Source organism: Bradyrhizobium lablabi (genome assembly GCF_018129385.1).
GTDB classification, from domain to species: Bacteria; Pseudomonadota; Alphaproteobacteria; order Rhizobiales; family Xanthobacteraceae; genus Bradyrhizobium; species Bradyrhizobium lablabi_C.
Genome location: NZ_JAFCLN010000025.1, coordinates 20,393 through 46,071, shown reverse-complemented (window position 1 = coordinate 46,071; position 25,679 = coordinate 20,393). Strand labels below are relative to the sequence as shown.

Sequence of the window (25,679 nt, the reverse complement as noted above, 5' to 3'; positions counted from 1 at the left end):
CTGAGCTCCGAAACTTCAAGCAAGTAGAGATTTCAGGCAAGCGGCAAGTCACTCGCAGGTGACCGCGTACACTTCGGCCGCGGCATTATTCCCCGATGCTGCTTCGCAATACATAAAGCTTTTCTTATCGCCGCGTGCTTTTCCTCCGCACGCCGACGCGATACGAATTATTGCGTCTCAAACTTGGGGGATACATCATGGACAAGTTCGATCAGTTGATGGCGAAGTTTCAGCCGGCGGCGCTGAGCCTGCTTCGTTTCATCACCGGCCTGCTGCTGCTTCAGTTCGGCATCGCAAAAATCCTGAAATACCCGGTTATTCCGGAAGGCAACGCCTACGCTTTCCTCAACAAGGTGCAAATGGGAACGCTTCCCGGCACGGCCGGCTTGCTCGAGTTGATCCTGGGCGCCCTTCTCGTGGTCGGACTATTCACGCGGCCCGTCGCCTTCCTTCTCGCCGGCGAGATGGCGTTTGCCTATTTCATCGGTCATGCGCCGAGGAATTTTTTCCCGCTGATCAACGGCGGCACGCTCGCGATCATGTTCTGCTTCGCGTGCCTGTATCTGTCGACCGCCGGCGGTGGCCCATTCAGCCTCGATGCGATCATGCGGAAGAAGTGACGTAGTTCGTCATTGCGAGGAGCGTCGCGACGAAGCAATCCATAGCTCCACAAGCCGAGAAATGGATTGCTTCGCGGAGCCTGTCATCGGGCGCGCAGTCGCGCGACCCGTTGGCTCGCAATGACGATGTAGGGACAGCCGGGCTCTCAGCCCGCCATCTTCAAATCGAGCGGCACCGCCGCCTCGTATTTGGAATTATGCAGCACCAGCGACGTCCTGACATTGCGCACATGCGGCGCGGCGGTCAGGTGCGTGACGAATTCCTGGAACGTCGCCATGTCGGGCGCGACGCATTTTAGGATGAAATCGACCTCGCCCGACAGCATCCAGCATTCCCGCACCAATGGCTCGGCGCGCACGAATTCCTCGAACGCGCGCAAATCGGCATCCGCCTGGCTGGAGAGGTGAACGGAAGCGAAGACGGTGACGTCGAAACCGAGTTTTCGCGGGTCGAGCAGGCCGCGATAGCCCTGGATGTAGCCCTCCTCCTCCAGGGTGCGGACCCGGCGCAGGCAGGGCGGCGGCGAAATGCCGACGCGCTTGGCCAGTTCCACATTGGTGATTCGGCCGTCGGCCTGGATCTCGCTGAGGATTTTGAGATCGATTTCGTCCAGATTCTTCGACACGCCGGTTCCGGTCCTTACGTCCAATTTTGGGGCTCCATGCCACTGCAACTCTCTTAGCGCGGCGAACATATATTGCGCAATTTTATTGCGCGTGCACTGCGACATTTCTCACAAATGAGGGAAAATTCGCCGAGATGGATTGCAAAACTTGCATAGCTAGCCACATGTCTTAGACTTGGAAATGACAATTTCGGCGCCGCCGCGCTGCCTTTCCGGGCAGTTTCCCCCGACGCGCCGGCCTGCCCCATTCGAAAGCACAGCCACATGCCAGCCCCTATCCATGCCAAGGTCGTCATCATCGGTTCGGGCCCGGCGGGATATACGGCGGCGATTTACGCTGCGCGCGCGATGCTCGAACCGGTGCTGATCCAGGGCATCCAGCCGGGCGGCCAACTCACCATCACCACCGACGTGGAAAACTATCCGGGCTTTGCCGACGTCATCCAGGGACCCTGGCTGATGGAGCAGATGGAGAAGCAGGCGGCCCATGTCGGCACCAAGATCGTCACCGACCACGTCAACAAGCTCGAGCTGTCGCAGCGGCCGTTCCGCCTCACCTGCGACAGCGGCGACGTCTATCTGGCGGAAACGGTGATCCTTGCCACCGGGGCGCAGGCGCGCTGGCTCGGCATTCCCTCCGAAGAGAAGTTCAAGGGCTTTGGCGTCTCGGCCTGCGCGACCTGCGACGGCTTCTTCTATCGGGCCAAGGAAGTGTTTGTGGTCGGCGGTGGCAACACCGCGGTGGAGGAAGCGCTGTTCCTCACCAACTTCGCTTCCAAGGTGACGATCGTGCACCGCCGCGATCATTTCCGCGCCGAGCGCATTTTGCAGGACCGCCTGTTCAAGAATCCGAAGATCTCCGTGATCTGGGACAGCGCCATCGACGAGATCAAGGGCGAAGAAAATCCGAGCAAGGTCACCGGCGTGCGGCTGCGCAACGTCAAGACCGGCGCGCTCACGGAATTGCGGGCCGACGGCGTCTTCATCGCCATCGGGCACGCGCCCGCGACCGAGCTCGTGAAAGGCCAGATCAAGCTGAAATCGTCCGGCTATGTCGAGGTCGCGCCGAACTCGACCGCAACTTCGGTGCCCGGCCTGTTTGCGGCCGGCGACGTGGCCGACGAAACCTACCGCCAGGCGGTGACAGCAGCGGGCCTCGGCTGCATGGCGGCACTCGAGGCTGAACGGTTCCTCGCATTACGCGCGAGCGATCGCGCAGCGGCAGAATAATCATGGCACGATCACGGGACGGATTTACGGATATGGATTGGGACAAGCTGAAGGTGTTTCACGCGGCCGCGGAAGCTGGCAGCTTCACGCATGCCGGCGAGCAGCTTGGGCTTTCGCAATCGGCGGTGTCTCGGCAGGTCTCGGCGCTGGAGCAGGAACTGGCGGTCTCGCTGTTCCATCGTCACGCCCGCGGCCTGATCCTCACCGAGCAGGGCGACCTTCTGTTCCGCACGGCGCATGACGTGTTCATGCAGTTGCAGGCCGCGCGCGCCAAGCTCACCGACAGCCGCGAACGGCCGAGCGGCGATCTGAAAATCACGACGCCGCCGGCGCTGGGCATCAATTGGCTGATCCCGCGGCTCGACGAATTCACGGCGCTCTATCCCGATATTCGCATCTCGCTGATCGTCACGGATGAAGAGCTCGACCTGTCGATGCGCGAGGCCGATGTTGCGATCCGCACCCGCAAGCCGACCCAGCCGGACCTGATCCAGCGCAAGCTTTTCTCGATCGGCTTCCATGCCTATTGCTCGCCGGAATACATCAAGCGTTTCGGCACGCCGCGCACGCTCGACGATCTCGACCAGCACCGCATCATCATGCTGAGCGACACGCAGGTGCCGCCGCATCTCCAGAACCGGAGCTGGCTGATCGACGCCGGCCGCAACGGCTCGGGTCCGCGCGAGGCCTATTTCCGGGTGAACAACATTCTGGGCCTGGTCCGTGCCTGCCAGCAGGGCCTCGGCATCGCCGCGCTGCCGGACTATCTGGTCGAGGAAAACAACCGCCTCGTGCAGTTGTTCGGCGAATCGGATTCGGTCGCGATCGACACCTACTTCGTCTATCCGGAAGAGCTGAAGACCGTCGCCCGCGTCCAGGTGTTCCGCGACTTCGTGGTCAGCAAGGCGCAGCGCTGGCCTTCATAAAGCGCTACTCCCCGGTATTGCGCATGTCTGACATGCGGCCGCCATGCTTGCTGCAAGGTGCTGCGAAGGCCCATAGTATTTCCACGCTGAGCTTTCGCGTTGCGCATTTGTCCCCCTCCTCCAGTGGCGCGGACGTTCAGTAATCCCTCTTGGAAGGTGATTGTGTCGGCCTCACGTGGCCAATACCTTAAGCCGGGCTCTTTTGGGCCCGGCTTTTTTTCTGAGAATTTGAATTGGCAGTACACTGGCAATGTGTCCGGCTTCCTTGACACGCACGGCGTGTGCCCTCATCATGCGTCCATGATCACGAATTCGTGCACGGTCTCGAAAAAAGGTCTCCTTCCGGGGACTGGAGATCGCGCGCGCTGAATTCTGGCAAAGCCTACCGATCCCAAAACCCCGCCGTTCGGACGGGGTTTTTTGTTGGTCCCGTCTCCGGCTCACATGAGGAGATGGACTATGACTGATTTACGAAACCTGCTGCGGGGCCTGTGGCTGCCGCTGGTCACGCCGTTCCAGAACGGCGAGCTGGACGAGGCCTCGCTCAGGCGGCTGGTCCGCCACTACGCCTCAGGTCCCGTGGACGGGCTGATCCTCGCCGCCACCTCCGGCGAAGGCATGTCGCTGACGATGGCCGAGCTCGAACGGCTGGTGAGCCTGGTGCGGGCCGAGCTCTCGAACGGCAAGCGTTATGTTCCGATCTGCCTCGGCCTGTCGGGCGCCGCCACTCACCGGATGTTCGATGCGCTGGATGAGACGGCGGCCTGGCCGATCGACGGCTACCTGATCGCGAGCCCCTATTACGTCCGCCCCTCCCAGCGCGGCCTGCTCGCACATTTTACGGCGCTGGCCGGTCACGCCTCCTGGCCGATCGTGATGTACAACATCCCCTATCGCACCGGCGTGTTGATCGACAACGACACGCTGCTGCGGCTCGCCGAGCATCCCAACATCGTCGGCATGAAGGATTGCTGCGCCGACCGCGAACAGTCGATCGACTTGCTCCGGCGGCGGCCGGCAGGCTTTCGCGTGCTGACCGGCGAGGACGCGCAATATCACAACGCACTGGTCGACGGCGCCGACGGCGCGATCCTGCTGTCCGCCCATATCGAGACGGAGGCTTTTGCGGCGGTGCGCACGATGTTGTGGGAGGACAACCAGGAAGCGGCTAGCGCGCAGTGGCGGGCTGTGGCCGAGCTGACGAGTTTGCTGTTCACCGAGCCGAGCCCGGCGCCGGCCAAGTACTGGCTGGCAAAGAGCGGACTGATCGACAGCGCGGAGGTGCGCCTGCCGATGGTGGAGGTGAGCGCGGAGTTGGCGGCGCGGCTGGATGCGGAGATGGCGCGGCGAAGTGTTCCGCCAATTCGCGCGGCATAGAAGGTGCCGATCCCGCCCCCTTGTGGGGCGGGTGGCACATCGTGAGCGAGGCGAACGATGTGACGGGCGGGGGTCCGCGCACGGCAGTGCGCGAGAAAAGCACTTACGATTTACGTGGAGCAAGCGGCTAAGGGATTTTCTGCGCGCTGCCGCGCGCTACCCCCCGCCCGGCGCTTCGCGCCACCCGCCCCACAAGGGCGCGGGATAAGCAAGCTCAATCCAGCTTCGTCCTTGCCAGTCGCAGCGCGTTGCCGATAACGCTGACCGACGACAGCGCCATCGCCGCGGCGCCGATCATCGGCGACAGCAAGATCCCGAACACCGGGTACAGCACGCCGGCCGCGATCGGCACGCCGGCGGCGTTGTAGACGAACGCGAAGGCGAGGTTCTGGCGGATGTTGCGCATGGTCGCGACTGACAGGCGGCGGGCGCGCACGAGACCTATCAGATCGCCGGTCAACAATGTGACGCCGGCGCTTTCGATCGCGACATCCGTGCCGCCGCCCATGGCGACGCCGATATCGGCAGCCGCCAGCGCGGGCGCGTCGTTGATGCCGTCGCCGACCATCGCGACGCGGCGGCCCTCGCCGCGCAGCTTTTGCACCACCTCACTCTTGCGCTCCGGCAGCACGCCGGCCTCGACCTCGTCGATGCCGAGCCGCTTTGCCACGGCGCGCGCCGTGGTCGCGTTGTCGCCGGTCAGCATCACGATGCGCAGGCCTTCGCCGCGCAGCGCCGCCAGCGCGCTCTGCGCCGACGGTTTGACGGGATCGGCAATCGCGATGACGCCCGCGGCGCGGCCCTCGACCGCGACAAAGATCGCGGTGGCGCCGTCCTGACGCGCGGTCTCCGCGGCCGCGTCGAGCGCTTTTGTGTCGATGCCCACTTCACCCATCAACATGGCGTTGCCGAGCGCAACAGTCCTGCCCTCGATCCTGCCGGTGGCGCCCTTGCCCGAGGGCGAGGCGAAATCGCTGACATCGCCGACGGCCAGCTTGCGCTCGCCGGCAGCGTTGACGATGGCAAGCGCCAGCGGATGTTCGCTGGCGCGCTCCACGCTTGCCGCAAGCCGCAGCAGTTCGCTCTCGTCGAAGCCATCAGCCGGAATGATCTTCACCACCTTCGGCTTGCCTTCGGTCAGCGTGCCGGTCTTGTCGATGACCAGCGTGTCGATGCTTTCCATCCGCTCCAGCGCCTCGGCGTCGCGGATCAGGATGCCGGAATGCGCGCCGCGCCCGACGCCCACCATGATCGACATCGGCGTGGCGAGGCCGAGTGCGCAGGGACAGGCAATGATCAGCACGGTGACGGCCGCCACGAGCGCGTAGGTGAAGCGCGGCTCCGGTCCAAAAATCATCCAGGCGGCAAATGCCGCCACGGCAGCGGCGATCACGGCCGGCACGAACCAGCCGGCGACCTGATCGGCCAGCCGCTGGATCGGCGCGCGCGAGCGCTGCGCCCGCGCCACCATGTCGACGATGCGGGCGAGCATGGTGTCGCGCCCAACCTTTGCCGCGCGCACGACCAGGCCGCCGCTCTGATTGACAGTGCCGCCGATGACGCCGGCGCCTTCCACCTTCGACACCGGCATCGATTCGCCCGTCACCATGGACTCGTCGACCGACGAGCGGCCTTCGGTGACGACGCCGTCGACCGGGATCTTTTCGCCGGGGCGCACGCGCAGGAGGTCGCCGACCGCAATCGTATCGATCGCGACGTCCTCATCGCCCGCGGCGGTGATCCGGCGCGCGGTTTTCGGCGCGAGTCCCAGCAGTGCGCGGATCGCGCCGGAAGTCTGCGCCCGCGCGCGCAATTCCAGCACCTGGCCGAGCAGCACCAGCACGGTGATAACAGCGGCGGCTTCGAAATACACCGCGACCGCGCCATGCATGTCGCGGAAGGCTGGCGGAAACAGATTCGGCAACAGCGTGCCGATCACGCTGTAAACCCAGGCAACGCCCGTGCCCATCGCGATCAGCGTGAACATGTTGAGATTGCGCGTCTTCACCGAGAGCCAGGCGCGTTCGAAGAACGGCGCGCCGGCCCACAACACGACAGGCGTTGCCAGCACCAGCGAAATCCAGTTCGACCAGTTTAGCGGCAGCAGATGCATGAAGCCGAGATGGCCGCCCATCTCCAGCACAAAGACCGGCAGCGTCAGCGCCAACGCGATCCAGAAGCGCCGCGTCATGTCCAGGAGTTCGGGATCCGGCTTGTCGTCGAGCGAGACCTGCTCGGGCTCCAGCGCCATGCCGCAGATCGGGCAAGTACCGGGGCCGACCTGGCGTATCTCGGGATGCATCGGGCAGGTGTAGATGGTGCCGGCGGGCGCAGGTAGTTCCGGCTCGCGTGCTTTCAGGAAATTTTCCGGATCAGCCGAAAAACGCTCGCGGCAGCGTGCGCTACAGAAGAAGTAATCCTGGCCCTTCCAGGCGAAGCGATGCCTGGCGGTGGCCGGATCGACCTTCATGCCGCAGACGGGATCGATCGCGGTCCTGGTTTCATTGCCGTGCTTGCCGCTGCAACAGGAATGCGGCGTCGCGCCGTGCGCGTGGTCGTGATGGTGGTGATGATCGTGATGTTGGTGCGCCACCTGAATCTCTCTTCCGGCCACCACGGCGGCCTTGATCTTTATACCCTAGGGGGGTATATGACGCGCATGCGTGCAGAGATCAAGACCTCCTGTTTGAAACGACTCAAAAGGATCGAAGGACAGATCCGCGGCCTCGCCGGCATGGTCGAGGACGACCGCTACTGCATCGACGTGGTGACGCAGATCGCGGCCGCGAAGGCGGCGCTGCGCCGGGTCGAGGAGGAAATCTTGCGCGACCATGTCGCCCATTGCGTCGAGCACGCGATCCGGTCGGGCGACAAGGCGGACCAGCGCCGCAAGATCGCGGAACTGATGGATGTGGTCAGCCGCGCCGACAGATAGACGTCTGCGGCGCTTCGCGCGGCGGTAAGGTTGATTTGGAGTTACGAAACTGCCCGCGGATGCGCAGGTAGAATCACTATGCATGGTTCCGTTCATTACTCCTTACACAATTGATATTACTGATTGTCTTCAGCAATAGCGCGGCATTTCCGCCTCCGATGGTATCTTTTCATGCTGAAGATTTATAATTGCATCGCCTACGCCCACGACCTGAAGCTCGTGGTGCTCGCCGCTATCGTCTGCGTATTGGCCTCGCTCGCCGCGATCAACCTGCTGCATCATGCGCGCAAATCGCAAGGCCAGATGCGCAACGGCTGGCTCGCCGTGTCGGCCATCTCGACCGGCTTCGGCATCTGGGCCACGCATTTCGTCGCGATGCTGGCGTTTACGCCGGGCATCCCGAGCGGATACAACATCGCACTCACCGCGCTGTCGCTGGTTGCCGCGATCCTGCTCACCTTCGCAGGACTTGCGGTAGCGCTGATTCCGAACTGGCGACATGGGCCGTGGCTTGGCGGCGCGATTGTCGCCGGCGGCATCGCGGCGATGCATTACACCGGCATGGCCGCCTTCGAGGTCGAGGGCACCATCCTGTGGGATCCGGTGTTGGTCGCCACCTCGATCGTGCTCGGCGCTGCGATCGGCGCCATTGCGCTGCCGGTCGGCCTGCACGGCCCGCAACAGAAATGGAAGTTCGGCGGCGCCTTGCTGCTGACGCTGGCGATTGTCAGCCATCACTTTACTGCGATGGGCGCGGTGTCGATCATTCCCGATCCGACCAGGCAGATTTCCCCTTCAGCGCTGCCCGCCGGCTGGCTCGCGCTCGGCGTCGCGGCCGCGAGCTTTGTCATCATCGGTCTGGCGCTGGCCGCCGCAATGCTCGACCTCCGTGACCGCCGCCGCTCCGAGCTGGAAGTCGACCGCATGCGCGATCTCGCCAACGCGTCGGTCGAAGGGCTCGTCGTCTGCGACGGCGAAACCATCGTCCATGTCAACACCAGCTTTGCGACGCTTGCCGGCTTGTCGCCTGCCGAGCTTATCGGCACGCGGCTTGACGGCTGCTTTCCCGACAGGACGGCGCGTGCGGCGCTGATGTCCAGCTCCGGCCAGCCGGTCGAGACGGCCGTGCGGCAGGCGGACGGCACGATGGCGCCCGTCGAGCTGATCCTGCGGCCGATCGACTTCGCCGGTAAACCGCATCATGTCGTCGCCGTTCGCGACCTACAGGCGCGCAAGCAGGCCGAGCAGCACATTCACTATCTCGCCCATCACGACGCGCTGACGTCGCTGCCGAACCGCAGTCACTTCAACGCAAGGATCGACCAGGAGATCGCGGCGCTCGGCAAGGGCGAGCGGCTCGCCGTGCTCTGCCTCGACCTCGACCGCTTCAAGGAAGTCAACGATCTGTTCGGCCATGCCGCCGGCGACGCCGTGCTACAGGCCGCGGCCGCGCGTGTCAGCGCGCTCCTGAGCGAGCGCCAGATGATGGCGCGCCTCGGCGGCGACGAGTTTGCCATCCTGATGCCGGGAATCGCCAATCCGAGCGCTGCCGGCGGGCTGGCCGAGAGCGTGCTCGAGACGCTGCGCGTGACCGGGGATGTGCCGGAGATCAACGGCATCTCGAGCAGCATCGGCATCGCGCTCTGCCCGGACGATGCCACCGACCGCCATGCCTTGCTCACCCATGCCGACACCGCGCTCTATCGCGCCAAGAGCGAAGGCCGCAACACCTATCGGTTCTTCGAGGCGAACATGGGCTCCGAAGTGCGCCAACGCCGGCTGCTGGAGCATGACCTGCGCCTGGCGATCACCCGCAACGAAATGCGGCTGGTGTATCAGCCGCAGGGCGATATCGAGAGCCACACCATCACCGGCTTCGAGGCCTTGCTGCGCTGGGAGCATCCGGCGCGCGGCGCGGTTTCGCCGGCCGTGTTCATTCCGATCGCGGAAGAAACCGGCGCGATCCTGGACATCGGCAATTGGGTGCTGAAGACTGCCTGCCGCGAGGCCGCGAGCTGGACCCGGCCGCTGACGATCGCCGTCAACGTGTCGGCGGTGCAGCTCTATCATGCCGAGTTCGCGCGCGAGCTGCATCAATTGCTGCTGGAGACCGGCCTGCCGCCGCGCCGCCTCGAGATCGAGATCACGGAGACGGCGCTGGTCCGCGACTTCGACCGCGCGCTCGCCACGCTGCGCCAGATCAAGGCGCTTGGCGTGCGCATCGCGATGGACGATTTCGGCACCGGCTATTCCTCGCTCTCCAACCTGCGCGCATTCCCGTTCGACAAGATCAAGATCGACGGCTCGTTCATCAAGCAGGTGAACAGCAACGACCAGGCCGCCACCATCGTCCGCGCCGTGCTCGGTCTCGGGCGCGGCCTCGGCCTGCCGGTGCTGGCGGAAGGAGTCGAGACCGATGCCGAGCTGAAATTCCTCCAGCGCGAACAGTGCGACGAGGCGCAGGGCTATTTGCTCGGCCGGCCGGCGGCGATCAGCACCTTCCGGCATCTCACGCATGGCGACGTGGCGGCGCAAACCGCTGACGTCCCGCGTGCGCTGGCGAAGGCCGGCTGAGGGCGAGGCGCCGCCTGCGAAGGCCGTCGTGGCCAGACACGCAGTCGTGTTCGGTTTTGAGCTTCCCGGCCTGACGGCGAGGCGGCCGCGCGAGCAAGCCCGTGCTATGCTTGGCGCAGGCAGCACCGGAGCCCGCGCAGATGAGCAGCGTTACCTTCGACGGCCACGTTCTCTTCACATTGCTGACGATCGCCACGATCGGCTCGATGTATCTTGCCGGCCGGATGGCCGAGCGGCGGGGACGCCGCTTCACGGTCTGGGCGTGGATTGCCGCGCTGATCGGACCGTTCGCGCTTCCGCTGGTGCTGCTGTTTCCGGACCGGCACGGCAGGAACGAGGCGCGCCCTCAAGGATAACTGCGGTCGAAACAATGCGGCGGGTGGTTAGCAGCCGGTAAATCCGTTCGCTCGCATTGCAAAGAGGCGCGGGCCGCAACGTTAAAATTTTCGGCGTATTGATGTCCCCATCTGGACCAAAACGGGGGGACATCATGAAGACCAGTCATTTCAGGAATCATGCGATGGCCGAGCGCGTCAACGACGTGCTGATGGTGTCGTCGTTCGCGTTGTGGGCGATGGTGCTCGGCTTTGCGCCGGTGCTGACGTATCGCCTGCTGGTGAGCTGAACGCCGCGCCGGGCTGCCGTGGTTAATCCGGGGTAGCACCTGCGGTCAAATGCCAGCGAAATTGCGACCGGGATTTTAAAGCCGCATCGCTATCGTCAGCCCATAACCAAGCAAGAACTGCGCGGGGGCGTTTGTGAACAACCACATTGAAGCGGTCATTGCGCCGCAAGGCTATGCTGCGCCGGATTTTCCGGTGCGCGACGTCGAGGCAGTGCGCGTCGAGACGCCCGGCTTCACGACGGAAGACATTCTCTGGTCACTCGGCATCTGGACCGTGATCCTGACGCTGTCGCCGGTGATCGTGTTTTACATGCTGATGGTGGCGTAACGCCGCCGCGCAAACATAAAAGAATCGCGCGGGAAAAGCGCCGCGCGTTCTTCTGGCTGCCAAGAAAAAAGGCGGCGAGTTACGCCGCCTGCTTGTGCATCGCGCCGCTGGCCGAAGCCGAACCGCGGATCGCCTTGACCGAGCGTTCGATCGCCGCCCACAATCTTGCGATCTCCGCCGCCGCGCGGCCTTCCGCATAATATTCGCGGGCGCCTTCGCCATGGCTCAGCGCCATCAGCAGATCGGCCCGGTTGGTGATCTGGCCGCCCCAGACCGGTGCGCGGAATTTCGTCAGCGTCTCGCGCGCGATGGTGACGATCGGGCTCTCCAGCCCGTCGCGCTGCGCCGGCGCGCCGTTGATCACGACCGCATAGGGCTTTCGCGCACTACGGCAGGTCTGAATGGTTTCCTGCACCGCGTTGACGTCGAACACGCCGGGCCGCGCCGGAATGATCACCATGGTGGCGTTCTTGATGGCGTCGTCGACGACGGCCGAGATGTTCGGCGGCGTGTCGATGAAAACCCATTCCATGCCATCGCGCTTGGCGGCGGCGCAGATCTCGCCGACCGAGCGAACGGCGGTGCGGATCGGCGGCTCGTTGGTGCCGCGCAATTTGTGCCAGAGAGTCAGCGAGCCCTGCGGATCGCCATCGACCAGCAGGCACGGTCTCGTTGACTTGTGGACATGCGCGGCAAGGTGGGCCGTCAGGGTGCTTTTCCCCGAGCCTCCCTTGCGTGATGCGAAAACAATGACGTTCATTCCTTGGCCTCCAGATTGACCCCAGGAAGCAAAAATGAATCAGCGCGGTGATTCGCGAAAGAAAAATTTAGGGGCAAAATTGAGGTAGCCACTGAATATGGCTTTGAAGTTGCTTTTTTGACTCACATCGGCGACGGCAGGGAGTCAAAACGCCGCATGCGGAGTCGAAATCGACTCTCACAAGCCTTTTGCGCACGCTCTATTGCGCATTATTGGCACGTTGGCGTTCGAGCCATTTCCGCTCAACCCAAGCGAGCGCGCGCGCCAGCGGCGGCTGTAGCCACGGCACGTCCTGCGCGAACAAAAGGAGTCCGAGCGGCAGCATCCAGAGGCCCAGGATCGGCAGGAAGCCGAGGACGCCGCCGATCATCAGGAGAATGGCGAGCGGAATCCGCACCCAGCGCGACGATGGCTTTCGCAGCCATGCCACGCATTTCGCCGGTCGCGGCGGCAAGTGTGATTCGAACCAGGCGAAATGCCGGTCCAGTTCCGCTTTGGATTCGATGCTCAATGCCCTCTCCTCGTCCAAGGGCAAATGATACCGCAACGCGCCGACGCAAGGCGTCAGTCTGTCGCGTATGGAGGGTCTTGAATCGACCCTCGATGCGCTTCTGCCGCGATTGCGGCAGGCCGGCCGCAGTCACGCCGTCAGGTGCTGGCGGGCTTGACCGGCTTTTTGGTCTTCTTCGCCTTCGAGTTGACGGGCTTGCGCGACGCCGGCGCGATGTTGACGGGCTTGCCTACGGGTCTGGTCGCGGCAGCAGGTTCGGGCTCCGGCCTGAAATGCGCCCGGCACGCCGGCGAGAGCCGCGCCTTGTTGCGTATCATGCAGGCCGTGACGCGATCGACGTCGGGAATTTCGGGCCCGCAAAGTTGCATCGCGTCGCCAGTACAGGCCGCCTGCTGCTCCTGCGTGTAGGCAGATGCCGGCGTGGCGAAGGCGGCAACCGACATCGCCGCCACAAGCACCAGGCCGCGGCGAAAACTTCTCAAGCAAATAGCTGTCATAAATCCCCCAAAACCATGAGTCAGCGGATTGTGGGTGAACGTTTCAGTGTTGGCAAGCAGGCGCCCCGGCCCTCGTGGACCGGCAGCGCCCGCAGCAGTTCAAGCGTTCAGGATCGCTTCGCCTCGTCAAGAAACGCCTGAACCGCTTCGAACAGCTTCAGCCGATTGCGCTCCATGATGATGCTGTGCGTGCCCTCGGCGAGGCCGACCATCCGCTTGCCCGGTGAATTCATCAGCAACGGAAACAGCGTCTGCGCCATATAAGGCGGCGTATCCCGGTCCCACTCCGCAACGACCAGCAAGGTCGGCACCGTGATCTTCGCCGGATCGTAATAAGGTTTTCCGGCACCGAAGAATTCGATGCCGTCCTGCACGACGCCGTTGGGCGCACGAACCACCGGCGGATTCATTTTCGCACCGACCGGATCGGTCGCGAAGGTCGCATCGGCCCAGGCGTCGAACCAGCCGGCGGGAATGAGATCCGCCTTCTTGTCCTCGGCGACGCCAGTGTACCAGCGCTGCTTGGCCTGCTCGCGATTGACCATCCGGTACGACGGAGTCGGCCCGGGCCCGGCCTGCACCAGCGACGCCGTCTGCCTGATCCAGGCCGGCGCGTACAGCACGAGACGTTCGACCTTCTGCGGATTCTGCGTCGTGTAGGTCGCCATCAGCGTGGTGCCCCAGGACCAGCCCAAAAGATTGAGCCGTGCGATGTTGCGCTTTTGCAGGATGAAGTCCACGGCGGTGCCGATGTCCTTTACCGCGGTCTCGCCGCGCACGATCGGCGGATTGGCCTCCGGCTTGTCGGCCATTTCCGGCGGGCGGGTCGATTTGCCGTAGCCGCGCAGATCGAGCAGCCACACGTCGTAGCCGCGCGAGGCGATGTATTCCATCCACGACAGCCCATCGAGCTTGAGGTCGAACGCGGTTTCCGACGGATAGGTTGCGCCGTGAACATAGAGCACCGTCTGCTCCGGCCGGAACGAGGTCATGTTCGCCGGCCGCTTGTTGCGGACATAGATTTCGATTCCGGGATCCGCCGTCTTCACCATCATCTCTTCGGTGACGAGCGCGGGTGTTTGCGCGAGCGCCGGCATGACGGCGATCGCGCAGAGGAACGATGCAACGGCGGCGAGTTGGAATTTCACGGCAGTCTCCCTTTGTTGCCCGATACTTTCGACCGGGTTCTCGTGGAGGATAGCGCCGAACCGGTCAGGCAGCCATCCGCGTTCACGCACTTGTGGATGCTGCCCGGCCATCGTGGCGCGTCGGATAAGGGCCAGCAGACCTCTGCGAAATGGCCGAAATTGGCGGTTGCCAACGGTACAGGCGAGGCGCACGCTGACGGTGATCGCCACGCTTCTCCAGCACCAAATGGTTGGTTTCATGCGGCCACCCTGCGAAACCAACGTTATCCTCTCAACACCGGCTTTTGGCGCAGCACTGTCGCAAAGACGCGAGCGACTGACGCTGGCAGCGACCATATTCGGATCGAGCCTGGCGTTCGTTGATGGCTCGGCAATGAATATTGCCCTGCCGGCGATCCAGCACGCCCTGCAAGCCAGCGTGGCCTCGACGCAGTGGATCATCAATGCCTACCTGTTGCTGTTGAGCGCGATGGTGCTGGTTGGAGGGGCCGCTGCCGATCTTTACGGCCGTCGACGCATCTTTCTTCTGGGCATTGCAGTATTCACCGCCGCCTCCATCGCATGCGGCCTCTCGCCGAACATTACTGCGCTAATCGTCAGCCGCGCGATCCAGGGAGTTGGCGGCGCACTCCTCATCCCTGCAAGCCTCGCTATGTTGGGAGCGACTTTTGGCGAGCACGCGCGCGCCCATGCGATCGGCATATGGGCGGGCGCCGGCGCGCTGACTTCGGCTGTCGGTCCTGTCCTGGGTGGCTGGTTGGTCGACCAGGTGTCGTGGCGCGCCATTTTCCTGCTCAATGTACCGCTGGCGATGGTCGCGGCGGGGCTTGCCGCCGGCTTCGCTGGCGAAAGCCGCGATGAAAACGCAAAATCACTGGACTGGGCGGGGGCAATCACGGTTGCCGCCGGTCTCGCCGCGATCACCTGGGGGCTCAGCGCTATTCCCGCCTCGGGATTTTCTGACAAAACCGTACTCGTCGCACTCGGCTCGGGATTTCTATTGCTCCTGTTGTTTCTCGCAATCGAAGCCCGGCTGGGCGCACGGGCAATGATGCCGCTGTCGCTGTACCGCTCTCGCCGTTTTTCCGCAGCCAACGCGTTGACGCTATTGCTTTACTTCGGACTCGGCGGCGCGCTCTATTACCTGCCGTTCGGCCTGATCCGGCTCGGCCACTATTCCGCGACACAGGCCGGCGCGGCGTTGCTTCCATTTGCTCTCATCATGGGTTTCGGCGCGCAATTCGTCGGCACGCTTTCCGACCGCTTCGGATCCCGGCAATTGCTCACCTTCGGCCCCATCATCGCAGGCTGCGGATTGGCGCTGCTGGCTTTGGCCGATTTCCGGCGAGCCTACTGGGCCGGCGTGTTTCCAGCGATCTCTCTATTTGGCATCGGCATGACCATCACCGTCCCGCCGCTGACGTCCACCGTCATGTCATCTGTGGGAGAAGCCCACGCCGGGCTCGCCTCGGGCGTCAACAACGCGGTCGCCCGGGTTGCCGGCCTCTTTGCGGTCGCAGCGCTCGGCGCAGTTTTATTCGCCAGCTTTGCGCATCATCTTGCCGGCACGCCGCTGACACAAGCGAACGAAGCGCTGAATGCGATATTGGCCGGACAGGCAGACATTGCCGAGGGCGCGACGGCAGCGTTCGACCAGGCACTCCGCATGGCGTTGCAGGTGGCGGCATTCTGCTGCTTGCTCGCCGGCATCGGTTTTTGGTTATGGACCCGACCGGTTGGAACGCAGCCGGCGCGTTGAGCCCGATCATGAGTGCGGCTCTGGGAGACATGATCCTTCTCGGAGGATACACCTGGCCGGCAACCTTCGTGCTGACCCTTCGTAAGATACGTGCGAACTTGGAAGGCGCAGATCAAAACAGAAGAGCGCTGTTTTTTCGAAGTGCTATCTTGCTTGCCGCTGAGAAGGCCTTCGACATGACACAAACCCATGATCGGAGCGATCAGATGCATCGGGCAGCGGCTGCCCCGTCGATGCAAGCAGCGCAGATCACAGACAAGGGCTCAAGGGTTCGACAATGGCCAATGTTCTTTCCGGCATCAGGATTCCCGACAGCAAGATCGCGCGTGAAGCCGCTGAACTGGTGCGGCAACACGAAGCCGAGCTGTTGTTCAACCACTCGGTTCGAGTCTTTGTGTTCGGCGCGATGAAAGGCATTCGCCAGAATCTGAAGTTCGACTCTGAGCTGCTCTATGTCGCCGCGCTGTTTCACGATCTGGGCCTGGTCGATGCTTACCATACCGAGACAAAGCGGTTTGAAGTCGACGGTGCTGATGCAGCGCGCGAGTTTCTCAGAAGCCACGGGATCCCCGAAGCGAAGGCGGACCTGGTGTGGGAAGCGATCGCCCTGCACACCACGCCCGGCATCCCTCAATACATGCGGCCCGAGATCGCGCTGACAAACGCAGGTGTCCTGGTGGACGTCATCGGGATTGGATACGACGAATACACGCCGGAGCAACGCAACCAGGTCATCGCCGCCTTTCCCCGCGGGGATAATTTCAAAAGTGATTTTATCCAGGTTCAGACATGCTCGGCCCTGAAGAAGCCTCTGACGACATACGGCACCGTCAATTTCGACTACATCCGCGAGCACGACCCCGCGTTTCACCTGCCGAATGCATGCGCCCGGATCCGCAACGCGCCCTGGCAAACCTGAGGTTCGGAATGGCAAGCACCGTCAGCGGCAAAGCATCCCGACCTCCCCATTCCATGCTGGCGTGGCGAGTACACAATTTTGGACCACCGGACGTCATGATTTTGGAGAGGATTCCGAGGCCGGAACCTGGGCCGGGCGAGGTTCTCGTCGATGTTCATGCCGCAGGTGTCGGCCCCTGGGACGGCTGGATCAGGGCCGGCAAGAGCGCCTTGACGCAGCATCTTCCCCTTACGCTGGGCTCTGATTTATCCGGGACAGTCGCGGCGGTCGGATCCGACGTCGCCAACATGACGATCGGAGACCAGGTCTTCGGCGTCACCAACACCCAGTTCCTGGGGGCTTACGCCGAATACGCGGTGGCCAGTGCCGGGATGCTCGCGAAGAAACCGACATCGCTGGGCTACGCCGAAGCGGCTTCCGTTCCTGTTGTCGCGGTCACGGCGTGGCAAGCATTGTTCGACTACGCGGGCCTGCAAGCCGGTCAGACGGTGGTCATACATGGTGCAGCCGGCAGCGTTGGAGCGTACGCAGTTCAGCTCGCCCGTCGCGCCCGCCTGCATTCAATCGCCACGGCAGGTGCCAAGGATATGCAGTATGTGCGGTCCCTCGGAGCCGACAAAGTACTGGATTATCACACGCAACACTTTGAGGACGAGGTGAAGGATGTCGACGCGGTACTCGATCTCGTCGGAGGCGAATCGCAAACGCGTTCTTTTCAGGTTCTTCGCCGGGGCGGCAAGCTGATCTCGGCCGTTTCGCAGCCTGACCAGAACCGCGCGCAGCATCATGGAGTCACGGCAACATTTTTCCTGGTGGAAGTGACCACGGAGCGCCTGCGCGCAATTGCCGACCTCATTGACCACGGTGCACTGAGAACGAGCGTAGGTGCCGTCCTCCCGCTTAGCGATGCACGAGATGCCCACATGATGCTGGAGGGCCAACGGTCACGGCCGAAGGGAAAGATCGTTCTCGACGTCAAGGCGGCGGGCAAAGCGTCGGCTTAAGATCGGCGCAAATATGTCAGGTCCATCAGTACGTTGCTGAGAGTGCGGGGGATTCAACTGCGCTGGTACAGTTGGGTGGGCTCGAACCACCGACCTCCTGTTCCACAGACAGGCGCTCTAACCAACTGAGCTACAACTGCATCCTTTCGCGGGCCCCATAAAGGGGGGCGCGATTTGCCGGGAAACTAGGTGCAACGCCGCGCTTTGGCAAGGCCGGAGGCGGCCCGAAAGCACCTGATTCAACTCCGTTTTGGCCGCCCTGAGGGCCAGCGGCATTCGTGGCCGCAATGAAAAGCCCGGGCTCGCGCCCGGGCCTATTCTCAAATCCAAAAACAGGCGGCTCAGGCGGCCGGCTTGTAGTACTTCGAGGCGTTGGCCTTGATCGGCTCGACGGTCTCGCTGGCGGCCTTCTGGCTGAGTTCGGCAAGCTCCTTGGCCTGCGCGGCGAACGTCTCATACTGCTTGCGCAGATGGGAGGTCCACAGCTCCATCGCCTCGGAGGGCGTCTTGGCGCTGAACAGCTCCTGCGCAAAATCGAGCGAGGAGGTCGTGTTGGCCTTCATGAACTCGACCATCTTGGACGAGTAGGCGCTGTAGCCCTTGGTGGCGTTGGTGAACACCGCTTCCATGGTGCCGTTATGGGCCTCGGCGGCATCCTTGAACTTGGCGTAGTTGTCGCGGGCCTGCGAAACGCCCTTCTCGGCGAAGGCGCGCATCTGCTCGGGGACTTCGAAGGGGATAACGGAAGAGGAGAAGGCATCAGTCGACATGGTTCATCCTTGGCAACGGTTGAATCGATGTGGTCCCTCCGCCCGGTGGGGCGGAATGGATCACGCTCAGCTTTTCAAGTCTCGGGATTGGCCTTCGTCAGGCGCCAGTACCAAACACCATTATCATGTCAACATTGTGCAACGCAGCGGAAATTTCAGCACAATCAGACATGGCAGACCCGGGCCGGATGCAAGTTCCGGCCCAGGAAATTTTGGGTTGCATTGAAAAAGCTCAAGATTTTCGCGCGGTCAGGTCTTGGGCCTGGCCGCATCCATCGCCGCGCGGCCGACGAGCTGGCCCATTTCGCTCGCCTGCTCCGACAGCGAGCGCATCTGGCCGGTGACGTATTCGCCGTGCAGCCGCATGACCTCGGTCAGGTCCTTTGCCTTGAGTAGCGACTGCGCATAGTCGAGCGAGGTCTGCACGTTCTTCTGGGCATAGGAGACGGCCTTCTCCTTGATTTCCTTGGCGCTGGCGCGCACCGCTTCGCCGCGCTGCTCCAGCGAACCCGCGCCGGCATGCGCGCTCGACAGGAACTGCTCGAACGACCTGCGGGCCTGCTCAAAACTCGCCTCAGCCATCGACCGCATGTCTTTCGGAATCGCGAATGGGTCACGTCCGTCAATGCTCATGGTGCACTCCCTGTTTGGCTGGTTTGCACGGCTCCCCGGTTCCCGATCGTGAACCTCCCGCGGCCATTTGCAAGGCTTTCAGCACCCCGGATTCGGCGTCCCGAAAACCCAACGCCGACGGCGCGGTAAGGGTTCGCCGGGGATTAACGTTATCACCGCTTTGGAACACACCCTTGCGGCCGGCCCGTGGACCTGCCAATCCGCGCGGGCGATACTAACGAGTTGTTAATTTGCCGCCCTCGGCGGGGCGAATACGAAACCAGCGCGATCCAATTAGTCGATGAACGGAACGGAGTTTTTGGGGCAGTTCGAGCGCGATCCGCGGCTGGCCCCCCACGCGAACAGCGCCTTGCCCGCCTGGTTATGGTCGGCCGATGGCGCGCGCATCGTCTGGGCCAACGCGGCGGGCGCCGCCGTGTTCGGCGCAAGCGATGCCGCCGAACTCGCTGCCAAAAAATTCGGGCCCGCCGATCCGCATCGCCGCCAGGTGGCGCGGCTGGCGAGCCGGCTGCCGGCCCATGGCGCGATCCGGATGGAGCGGATGCGCGGTTTCGGCGCGGCCCCCGGCGCGCTGATGACCTGCGGCTGCTCGCGGCTCGATGATCCCGATGGCGGCCGCGGCGTGCTCGTGGTCGCCGCCGAGCCGGCAAGCCGCATGTTCGCGCGGGCCCAACCGGGAAGCACGGCGCCCGCTCAGCCGCAGGCCGCTCCCGTCACGCCGCCGCCTGTTTCACCGCGGCCACCGGCGCCGGATCCAGAGGCGCCCGTGCCGACCGGCGAGGCGCCGGCCGCATTCGCCCTGTTCGACGCGCTGGAAGACGATAGCGAGCCCGCCGCCTCCGCAGCGCCGGAAGAGCCCGATCTGCAAAGCGTGCTGCAACTCGATCTGCCGCATGTCGCAGCGTCACGCGAGCCATCGCATGCGGAAACGCTCTTCCCTCCGCAAGGCGCGGATGCTCCGGCTAACATCCGCCGTCATCCGCTGCGCTTCGTCTGGCAGACCGATGCCGACGGCCGCTTCGTCCTCGGCGAGGGCGAATTCACCGAGTTGATCGGCCCGCAAACTGCCGCCGCCTTTGGGCGGCCATGGCATGACATCGCACGCGATCTGGCCCTCGATCCGCAAGGCCGCATCGCGCAAGTGCTGGCGGGCCGCGAAACCTGGGTCGGGATCGATCTCGATTGGCCGGTCGATGGCGGGCAGGTGCCGGTCGAATTGTCGGGATTGCCGGCCTTCGATCGCGAGCGCAATTTTCTGGGCTATCGGGGATTTGGCATCTGCCGCGATCCGGATCGCCTGATGCAGCTCGCGGCGCAGCGGCGGCACGAATTTACCGGCACCGCCTTCACGCCGCAGCCGCTTTCGGCCGATATCGTCCAGGCCGGCCCGGCCGGAGATTTGGCTCCGGCGGACGAAGACGCTTCAGCGTCCGCGCCGATTGAATTGCAAGCAGCATTACTTCCAGAAGATTCACCGCAAACCGATTTGGATGCACCAGTGGATACGCCCAGCGAACCCCAAGCGGAATCCGTGGCGGAGCCGCCGAAGAACGTATTGCCGTTTCGCCCCATCGGGGAAGCCAGGCCGCTCGCACTGACGCCGGTCGAGAACAGCGCCTTCAACGAGCTGGCGCGGCAATTGTCAGCGCGGCTCGACACCGACAACGGCGCGGCCGCGCCGGAGGCGGCCGAGAGAGCACATGAGGCGGCGCCCGAGCCTGCGGAGCCGGTGATGGCGTCCGAGCCTGCCGCCGACACGCCGGAATGGCTGGCGCCGCCGGAACCGCCGGCGCGCGGAACGGCACGGCGCGACAAGGCGCTGCTCGATCTCATTCCCATCGGCATCCTGATCTATCGCCTCGACCGGCTGGTCTATGCCAACGCGGCTTTCCTCAAGCGCATCGGCTACGAGAGCCTGCACGCGCTGGAAGAAGCCGGCGGACTGGACGCGCTCTATGTCGAGCCGGGCGTGTCGACGGCGTCCAGCACGTCGGAAGCCGGCACGCCGGTGACGATTTCGGCGAGTCACGCCGGCGAGAACGGCGTGCCGTCCGAGGCGACGGATGCGCGGCTCTATACGATTTCGTGGGACGATGATTCCGCGCTCGCCCTGATCTGCTCGGGCGAAATCGTCGAGACTGCGGCGGTCGCTTCCGCGCGCGCGGAAACAACGCCGGCGCCGGCCGGCGCGCCGCCGTCGGCGGTTGGCCACGCCGATGCCGAAGAGCTCGCCGCCATCCTCGATACCTGCACCGAAGGCATCGTGATATTCGACGGCGAAGGCAACATCAATTCCGCCAATCGCAGCGCCGAGGCGCTGTTCGGCTACGACGCCGACGCGCTCGCAGTGCGCAATCTCGCCGACCTGTTTGCGCCGGAAAGCCGGCACGGAATATTCGAATATCTCGCCGGCGTGAAATCGCAAGGCGCCTCCAGCCTGCTCGAACACGGCCGAGACGCGCTCGGGCGCGTGCAGAGCGGTGGCATCATTCCGCTCTCGATCACCATGGGCCGCACCCGCCCCGACGGGCCGAATTTCTTTGCCGTGTTCCGCGATCTCTCGCAGAGCCGCAAGAGCGAGAGCGAATTGTTGCAGGCGCGGCGGCTGACCGACCGCGCCGCCAGCGCGAAAGCCGATATGCTGGCGCGCATCAGCCACGAAGTGCGCACGCCGCTCAACGCCATCATCGGCTTTGCCGAGGTGATGATCGGCGAACGTTTCGGCAAGCTCGGCAACGAGCGCTACGTGGAATATCTGAAGGACATCCGCGCCTCCGGCGAGCGGGTGATCTCGGTCATCAACGATCTGCTCGATCTCAGCCGAATCGAAACCGGCAAGCTCGAGCTGACCTTCACCAACCAGAACCTCAACGAGCTGGTCGAAAGCTGCGTCGCGGTGATGCAGCCGCAGGCCAACCGCGAACGCATCATCATCCGCACCTCGCTCGCCCACTCCCTGCCGCCGGTGGTGGCGGATGCGCGCGCGCTGCGCCAGATCGCGCTCAACCTGATCGGCAATTCGATTCATCTCGCCAATGCCGGCGGGCAGGTCATCGTCTCGACCGCGCTGTCGGATTTCGGCGAGGTGATGCTGCGCCTGCGCGATACCGGCCAGGGCATGAACGAGAACGAGGTCGCCGCCGCGCTCGAGCCGTTCCGCACCCCGCCGCCGGCCGACCAGGCGCCCGACCGCGCCGGCGTCAGCCTGTCGCTGACGAAGGCGCTGGTGGAAGCCAACCGCGCGCAATTCCACATCAAGCCGGGCCCGCATTCCGGCACGCTGATCGAAGTGGTGTTCTCCCGCGCGGTGGCGCGGGCGTGAGGCTTGCCGCCGCACGTTTTCGTTCGGTGGCTTCATCCTTCGAGACGCGCGTGCGCGCTCCTCAGGATGAGGTCGGTGGGTGTGGCGCCGAACAAAACAGCAAGACCCTCATGGTGAGGGGCGCGTCGGAGTTTATCATCGGGCCGCGCTTCGCGCGGACCCGTTGGCGCGTCTCGAACCATGAAGGCCGACGCTCGCACGGCACGAGTCGATTTAAACCGGAAAATGCCTCAGATCTTCTCCAGCATCGCCGTTTTTAGCCGGGCGATGCGTTGCTCGTCGCGCTTGTAGAACGTCCACTGCTTGACGCGCTTGGCGGTCACAAGGCCCGCCTGCGAGAGGATTTTCAGGTGCTCGCTGACGGTCGGCTGGCTGACGCCGAGCTTTTCGGCGATCAGCACGCCGCAGACGCCATCCCTGACGAGATCGCCGTCGACCTGCGGCCGGAAATGCGCCTTCGGGCGTTTCAGCCATTCCAGGATCAAAAGCCGCCGGTCGCTGGCCAGCGCACGAAAAGCGGACTCGACGTCGTCGTTCAAAGAAGCCATATTGCTAATTAGCTAAATGACTAATTTCTGTCAATCCGCGGCGCCCGCGTGGAGAGCAAGCAATGAATGCATCCGGCCGTACCGTCACGAATCAATCGATCGCGCAATGCGAAAAACTGATCCGGCAGCACATCCGGCGAACGCCGGTCATCGAGGTCGCAGGACAGGATTTCGGCCTGACGGCGGAATCGCTGACGCTCAAGCTTGAGCTGCTACAGCACTCGGGCTCGTTCAAGGCGCGCGGCGCGTTCGCCAATCTGCTCTCGCGCGCCGTGCCGGCGGCCGGCGTGGTCGCGGCATCCGGAGGCAATCACGGCGCGGCTGTCGCCTATGCCGCCATGAGGCTCTCGAAACCGGCCAAGATTTTCGTGCCCAGCGTCTCGTCGCCGGCCAAGGTGGCGCGCATCCGCGACTATGGCGCCGACCTCACGATCGAGGGTGACCGCTATGCGGACGCGCTCGCGGCCAGCGAGCAATGGGCGCAACGGACCGGCGCGATGCTGCTGCCCGCGTTCGATCAGGACGAGACCATCACGGGACAAGGAACGCTCGGCCTCGAACTCGAGCAGCAGGCCCCAGGCATCGATACCGTACTGGTCTCGGTGGGCGGCGGCGGACTGATTGCCGGAATCGCCGCCTGGTATGCCGGCCGGATCAAAGTGGTCGGCGTCGAACCTTCCGCTTCCCCTACCCTGACAAGAGCGCTCGAAGCCGGACGCCCGGTCGATGCCGAGGCCGGCGGGCTCGCGGCGGATTCGCTGGCGCCGCAGCGGGTTGGTGAACGCGTCTTCCCGATCGTCCGGGAATATGCGTCGAAAACCGTGCTGGTTTCCGACGAGGCGATCGCCAACGCGCAGGAGACGCTGTGGCGCGTCCTGCGGATCGTGGCCGAGCCGGGAGGAGCCGCGGCGTTCTCGGCGCTGTTGTCGGGAGCCTATGTACCGCAGCCCGGCGAACGGGTGGCTGTCATCGTCAGCGGCGGCAACACCACTGCGGTGGATTTCGACATCAAGCGTTGATCGCGCGGACATCTCTCGGCCAGGCACAGGCTTGCTCGCCAGGAGATGCGTGCCTGTGTCGCGCTCGGCCGGTTCCACGCGGCACAATAATTGCTCGTATTTCACCTACCTGAATACATCCGCCTGCTGCCGCCTAGTTTTTAAGCGATTTGGATCAGCCCGCGATGCGCTGCCTCGTCGTCGCCGATTTGCACTATTCGTTGCCGCAGTTCGACTGGCTGCTGGCGGCCGCGCCCGAATTCGATCTCGTGATCTTTGCGGGCGATGCGCTCGACGTCGGCTCGTTCGTCGACTTTCGCGCCCAGATCGTGGTGGTGAAGAAATATCTTGCGCTGCTCTCCGGCATCACAAAAGTCATCCTCTGCTCGGGCAATCACGACCTCGACGAGCGCAGCGCCGAGGGCGAGAAGATCGCGCGCTGGATCGGCGAAGCGCGCGAGCTCGGCATTGTCTGCGACGGCGATGATCTGACGATCGGCGACACGCTCTTCACAGTCTGCCCATGGTGGGATGGGCCGCTCGTCAAACAGCGTCTCGAAGATCAGTTGCGCGAAGCCTCTGCGCGACGGCCGGGACGATGGATCTGGGTGCATCACGCCCCGCCCGCGAACTCACCGACCAGTTGGGGCGGCAAGCGCTTTTTCGGCGATGTCGATCTCGTGCAATGGATCGCACGCTATCAGCCGTCGATGGTGATCTCCGGCCATGTGCATCAATCGCCCTTCATCCATGACGGCTCGTGGTTCGACCGGCTCGGTGAGACCTGGGTGTTCAACAGCGGCCTCCAGCCCGGCCGGCCGCCGGTCTACATCGTGCTCGACATCGACGATGCGAAGGCGTTCTGGCTTCCCGCGGGCGATGCACGCTACATCGACCTCAAGGCGCCGCTCGCGCGGCCGGCGCTGCCGATCGTGCAGCCGCCGGCCTGGCTCACAACCTTGGATCGGATTGCCGATCCGAACCTGGCGAAACCTGAGCCGATGGCAGGTTGATCATGCTCTGTAGGAGATCGCCGACCATCGCAAGATGGTTGCCGTGCCCGGCATATTGCTGCTTGAGGTCGGCGAGATAGGTGTTGGCGACGTTGAGCCGCTGCGCCAGCATTTTCGCGATCAGGATCGCCACCGCCGGCTGCTTGCGCAGGAAGGAAGCGGCATCGTCGATCTCGTAGATGATGGAGTCGGCGGCCGCGCGCACCGTCGCGGTATGCGGCTTGTCGAGCAGCACACTCATCTCGCCCAGCACGGCGCCGGGTTCAGTGATGGTGGCGACAATCGTCTCGCCTTTCACCACTTCGAGACGGCCCTCGATCAGCACGAAGAGATGGCCGGTGCGGCCGCCCTCATGCAGCACTTCCGTGCCGGCCGAAACGTTCCGCCGCAATCCGCCGACACAGTATTCCAGGATATCGCGCATGCCTGACCGCCCAAAGCCCTGCACCAGACTAGGCGGCAGGATAGCACCGGTCGAATGGATATTGTGGCCGCCCCCGCTCAAATAACCGGCATTTCAAGGGGCCAAGTGTGTTCAGACCGGCGAGGCGGCACA

Annotated in this window: 25 protein-coding genes and 1 tRNA gene; 15 read left to right on the top strand and 11 right to left on the bottom strand. The window is 63.9% G+C overall.

The annotated features are described in order from the left end of the window. Positions 1-197: 197 nt before the first annotated feature. Entirely contained in the window at positions 198-620 is a 423-nt protein-coding gene (locus tag JQ628_RS31065) for a DoxX family protein (RefSeq protein WP_212229386.1), read from the top strand. Between the two features lie 146 nt (positions 621-766). Here the strand turns inward: JQ628_RS31065 and JQ628_RS31060 are convergent, their stop codons facing one another. Then, positions 767-1,246, bottom strand: a complete 480-nt coding sequence (locus tag JQ628_RS31060; RefSeq protein ID WP_212229384.1) for an Lrp/AsnC family transcriptional regulator — start codon at positions 1,244-1,246, stop codon at positions 767-769. Positions 1,247-1,510: 264 nt separating this feature from the next. Between JQ628_RS31060 and trxB the strand changes: the two genes are divergently transcribed. The 3 genes from trxB (at position 1,511) to dapA (ending at position 4,779) form a co-directional block, all read left to right on the top strand. Next, positions 1,511-2,476 carry a thioredoxin-disulfide reductase gene (gene trxB / locus JQ628_RS31055; RefSeq protein WP_212229382.1) on the top strand — a complete coding sequence of 322 codons (966 nt, stop codon included), beginning with the start codon at positions 1,511-1,513 and terminating at the stop codon, positions 2,474-2,476. A 2-nt stretch (positions 2,477-2,478) separates the two neighbouring features. Beyond that, positions 2,479-3,402, top strand: a complete 924-nt coding sequence (locus tag JQ628_RS31050; RefSeq protein ID WP_212229374.1) for a LysR family transcriptional regulator — start codon at positions 2,479-2,481, stop codon at positions 3,400-3,402. A 459-nt stretch (positions 3,403-3,861) separates the two neighbouring features. Then, positions 3,862-4,779 carry a 4-hydroxy-tetrahydrodipicolinate synthase gene (dapA, locus tag JQ628_RS31045; RefSeq protein WP_212229372.1) on the top strand — a complete coding sequence of 306 codons (918 nt, stop codon included), beginning with the start codon at positions 3,862-3,864 and terminating at the stop codon, positions 4,777-4,779. A 214-nt stretch (positions 4,780-4,993) separates the two neighbouring features. Here dapA and JQ628_RS31040 read toward each other — a convergent pair whose 3' ends face one another. Further along, positions 4,994-7,372 carry a heavy metal translocating P-type ATPase gene (locus JQ628_RS31040; protein WP_212229371.1) on the bottom strand — a complete coding sequence of 793 codons (2,379 nt, stop codon included), beginning with the start codon at positions 7,370-7,372 and terminating at the stop codon, positions 4,994-4,996. A gap of 66 nt (positions 7,373-7,438) precedes the next feature. Between JQ628_RS31040 and JQ628_RS31035 the strand changes: the two genes are divergently transcribed. The 5 genes from JQ628_RS31035 (at position 7,439) to JQ628_RS31020 (ending at position 11,241) form a co-directional block, all read left to right on the top strand. Further along, positions 7,439-7,714 carry a metal-sensitive transcriptional regulator gene (locus JQ628_RS31035; RefSeq protein WP_212229575.1) on the top strand — a complete coding sequence of 92 codons (276 nt, stop codon included), beginning with the start codon at positions 7,439-7,441 and terminating at the stop codon, positions 7,712-7,714. A gap of 171 nt (positions 7,715-7,885) precedes the next feature. Next, the gene (locus JQ628_RS31030; protein ID WP_212229370.1) at positions 7,886-10,288 is read left to right on the top strand and encodes a sensor domain-containing diguanylate cyclase; all 2,403 of its coding nucleotides are present in this window, start codon (positions 7,886-7,888) and stop codon (positions 10,286-10,288) included. Positions 10,289-10,428: 140 nt separating this feature from the next. After that, on the top strand, positions 10,429-10,644 hold the full coding sequence (locus JQ628_RS31025; protein WP_212229368.1) for a hypothetical protein: 216 nt from the start codon (positions 10,429-10,431) through the stop codon (positions 10,642-10,644). Between the two features lie 134 nt (positions 10,645-10,778). After that, positions 10,779-10,913 carry a hypothetical protein gene (locus JQ628_RS34795; protein WP_283815856.1) on the top strand — a complete coding sequence of 45 codons (135 nt, stop codon included), beginning with the start codon at positions 10,779-10,781 and terminating at the stop codon, positions 10,911-10,913. Between the two features lie 133 nt (positions 10,914-11,046). Then, a complete protein-coding gene (locus JQ628_RS31020) occupies positions 11,047-11,241 on the top strand; it encodes a hypothetical protein (protein ID WP_212229594.1) in 195 nt (64 codons plus the stop codon). Between the two features lie 79 nt (positions 11,242-11,320). Here JQ628_RS31020 and JQ628_RS31015 read toward each other — a convergent pair whose 3' ends face one another. The 4 genes from JQ628_RS31015 to JQ628_RS31000 all read right to left on the bottom strand — a co-directional run bounded on the left by JQ628_RS31015 (position 11,321) and on the right by JQ628_RS31000 (position 14,157). Next, complete coding sequence (locus tag JQ628_RS31015) at positions 11,321-12,001, bottom strand: ParA family protein (RefSeq protein WP_212229366.1); 681 nt, start codon at positions 11,999-12,001, stop codon at positions 11,321-11,323. 199 nt (positions 12,002-12,200) lie between these two features. Then, complete coding sequence (locus tag JQ628_RS31010; protein WP_212229364.1) at positions 12,201-12,512, bottom strand: hypothetical protein; 312 nt, start codon at positions 12,510-12,512, stop codon at positions 12,201-12,203. A 137-nt stretch (positions 12,513-12,649) separates the two neighbouring features. Beyond that, positions 12,650-12,994 carry a hypothetical protein gene (locus JQ628_RS31005; protein WP_433996177.1) on the bottom strand — a complete coding sequence of 115 codons (345 nt, stop codon included), beginning with the start codon at positions 12,992-12,994 and terminating at the stop codon, positions 12,650-12,652. Positions 12,995-13,116: 122 nt separating this feature from the next. After that, complete coding sequence (locus JQ628_RS31000) at positions 13,117-14,157, bottom strand: alpha/beta hydrolase (protein WP_349628145.1); 1,041 nt, start codon at positions 14,155-14,157, stop codon at positions 13,117-13,119. A 199-nt stretch (positions 14,158-14,356) separates the two neighbouring features. Between JQ628_RS31000 and JQ628_RS30995 the strand changes: the two genes are divergently transcribed. The 3 genes from JQ628_RS30995 (at position 14,357) to JQ628_RS30985 (ending at position 17,839) form a co-directional block, all read left to right on the top strand. Then, the gene (locus tag JQ628_RS30995; RefSeq protein ID WP_212229362.1) at positions 14,357-15,916 is read left to right on the top strand and encodes an MFS transporter; all 1,560 of its coding nucleotides are present in this window, start codon (positions 14,357-14,359) and stop codon (positions 15,914-15,916) included. A gap of 277 nt (positions 15,917-16,193) precedes the next feature. Next, on the top strand, positions 16,194-16,835 hold the full coding sequence (locus JQ628_RS30990; protein ID WP_212229360.1) for an HD domain-containing protein: 642 nt from the start codon (positions 16,194-16,196) through the stop codon (positions 16,833-16,835). A 53-nt stretch (positions 16,836-16,888) separates the two neighbouring features. Further along, positions 16,889-17,839 carry an NADP-dependent oxidoreductase gene (locus JQ628_RS30985; RefSeq protein WP_212229556.1) on the top strand — a complete coding sequence of 317 codons (951 nt, stop codon included), beginning with the start codon at positions 16,889-16,891 and terminating at the stop codon, positions 17,837-17,839. Between the two features lie 63 nt (positions 17,840-17,902). Here JQ628_RS30985 and JQ628_RS30980 read toward each other — a convergent pair. From JQ628_RS30980 to JQ628_RS30970, 3 genes are all read right to left on the bottom strand, one after another. After that, positions 17,903-17,979 (bottom strand) — tRNA-His (locus JQ628_RS30980). A 201-nt stretch (positions 17,980-18,180) separates the two neighbouring features. Further along, positions 18,181-18,609 carry a phasin gene (locus JQ628_RS30975; RefSeq protein WP_212229358.1) on the bottom strand — a complete coding sequence of 143 codons (429 nt, stop codon included), beginning with the start codon at positions 18,607-18,609 and terminating at the stop codon, positions 18,181-18,183. Positions 18,610-18,858: 249 nt separating this feature from the next. Beyond that, a complete protein-coding gene (locus tag JQ628_RS30970) occupies positions 18,859-19,242 on the bottom strand; it encodes a phasin family protein (RefSeq protein ID WP_212229356.1) in 384 nt (127 codons plus the stop codon). A gap of 280 nt (positions 19,243-19,522) precedes the next feature. On the opposite strand from JQ628_RS30970, the gene JQ628_RS30965 reads away from it, so the two are divergent. Then, positions 19,523-22,564, top strand: coding sequence for a PAS domain S-box protein (locus tag JQ628_RS30965; protein ID WP_212229354.1), 3,042 nt, complete (start codon positions 19,523-19,525; stop codon positions 22,562-22,564). A gap of 230 nt (positions 22,565-22,794) precedes the next feature. On the opposite strand, the gene JQ628_RS30960 is transcribed toward JQ628_RS30965, so the two are convergent. Next, on the bottom strand, positions 22,795-23,112 hold the full coding sequence (locus JQ628_RS30960) for an ArsR/SmtB family transcription factor (RefSeq protein ID WP_212229352.1): 318 nt from the start codon (positions 23,110-23,112) through the stop codon (positions 22,795-22,797). A gap of 62 nt (positions 23,113-23,174) precedes the next feature. Between JQ628_RS30960 and JQ628_RS30955 the strand changes: the two genes are divergently transcribed. Together JQ628_RS30955 and JQ628_RS30950 are read left to right on the top strand one after the other, a co-directional pair. After that, a complete protein-coding gene (locus JQ628_RS30955) occupies positions 23,175-24,131 on the top strand; it encodes a threonine/serine dehydratase (protein WP_212229350.1) in 957 nt (318 codons plus the stop codon). A 164-nt stretch (positions 24,132-24,295) separates the two neighbouring features. Continuing rightward, on the top strand, positions 24,296-25,123 hold the full coding sequence (locus tag JQ628_RS30950; protein WP_212229341.1) for a metallophosphoesterase family protein: 828 nt from the start codon (positions 24,296-24,298) through the stop codon (positions 25,121-25,123). Here JQ628_RS30950 and JQ628_RS30945 read toward each other — a convergent pair. Continuing rightward, entirely contained in the window at positions 25,062-25,547 is a 486-nt protein-coding gene (locus JQ628_RS30945; protein ID WP_212229339.1) for a Crp/Fnr family transcriptional regulator, read from the bottom strand. The genes JQ628_RS30950 and JQ628_RS30945 overlap by 62 nt on opposite strands. Positions 25,548-25,679: the final 132 nt, after the last annotated feature.

Bases quoted from the DNA above. Each gene is read 5' to 3' on its own strand.
- JQ628_RS30960 (WP_212229352.1), bottom strand. From the start codon at position 23,112: ATGGCTTCTTTGAACGACGACGTCGAGTCCGCTTTTCGTGCGCTGGCC.
- JQ628_RS31025 (WP_212229368.1), top strand. From the start codon at position 10,429: ATGAGCAGCGTTACCTTCGACGGCCACGTTCTCTTCACATTGCTGACG.
- JQ628_RS30990 (WP_212229360.1), top strand. From the start codon at position 16,194: ATGGCCAATGTTCTTTCCGGCATCAGGATTCCCGACAGCAAGATCGCG.
- JQ628_RS34795 (WP_283815856.1), top strand. From the start codon at position 10,779: ATGAAGACCAGTCATTTCAGGAATCATGCGATGGCCGAGCGCGTCAAC.
- JQ628_RS30970 (WP_212229356.1), bottom strand. From the start codon at position 19,242: ATGAGCATTGACGGACGTGACCCATTCGCGATTCCGAAAGACATGCGG.
- JQ628_RS30975 (WP_212229358.1), bottom strand. From the start codon at position 18,609: ATGTCGACTGATGCCTTCTCCTCTTCCGTTATCCCCTTCGAAGTCCCC.
- dapA (WP_212229372.1), top strand. From the start codon at position 3,862: ATGACTGATTTACGAAACCTGCTGCGGGGCCTGTGGCTGCCGCTGGTC.
- JQ628_RS30965 (WP_212229354.1), top strand. From the start codon at position 19,523: ATGAACGGAACGGAGTTTTTGGGGCAGTTCGAGCGCGATCCGCGGCTG.
- JQ628_RS30950 (WP_212229341.1), top strand. From the start codon at position 24,296: ATGCGCTGCCTCGTCGTCGCCGATTTGCACTATTCGTTGCCGCAGTTC.
- JQ628_RS30945 (WP_212229339.1), bottom strand. From the start codon at position 25,547: ATGCGCGATATCCTGGAATACTGTGTCGGCGGATTGCGGCGGAACGTT.
- trxB (WP_212229382.1), top strand. From the start codon at position 1,511: ATGCCAGCCCCTATCCATGCCAAGGTCGTCATCATCGGTTCGGGCCCG.
- JQ628_RS31030 (WP_212229370.1), top strand. From the start codon at position 7,886: ATGCTGAAGATTTATAATTGCATCGCCTACGCCCACGACCTGAAGCTC.
- JQ628_RS31035 (WP_212229575.1), top strand. From the start codon at position 7,439: ATGCGTGCAGAGATCAAGACCTCCTGTTTGAAACGACTCAAAAGGATC.
- JQ628_RS30985 (WP_212229556.1), top strand. From the start codon at position 16,889: ATGCTGGCGTGGCGAGTACACAATTTTGGACCACCGGACGTCATGATT.
- JQ628_RS31065 (WP_212229386.1), top strand. From the start codon at position 198: ATGGACAAGTTCGATCAGTTGATGGCGAAGTTTCAGCCGGCGGCGCTG.
- JQ628_RS30955 (WP_212229350.1), top strand. From the start codon at position 23,175: ATGAATGCATCCGGCCGTACCGTCACGAATCAATCGATCGCGCAATGC.
- JQ628_RS31050 (WP_212229374.1), top strand. From the start codon at position 2,479: ATGGCACGATCACGGGACGGATTTACGGATATGGATTGGGACAAGCTG.
- JQ628_RS31015 (WP_212229366.1), bottom strand. From the start codon at position 12,001: ATGAACGTCATTGTTTTCGCATCACGCAAGGGAGGCTCGGGGAAAAGC.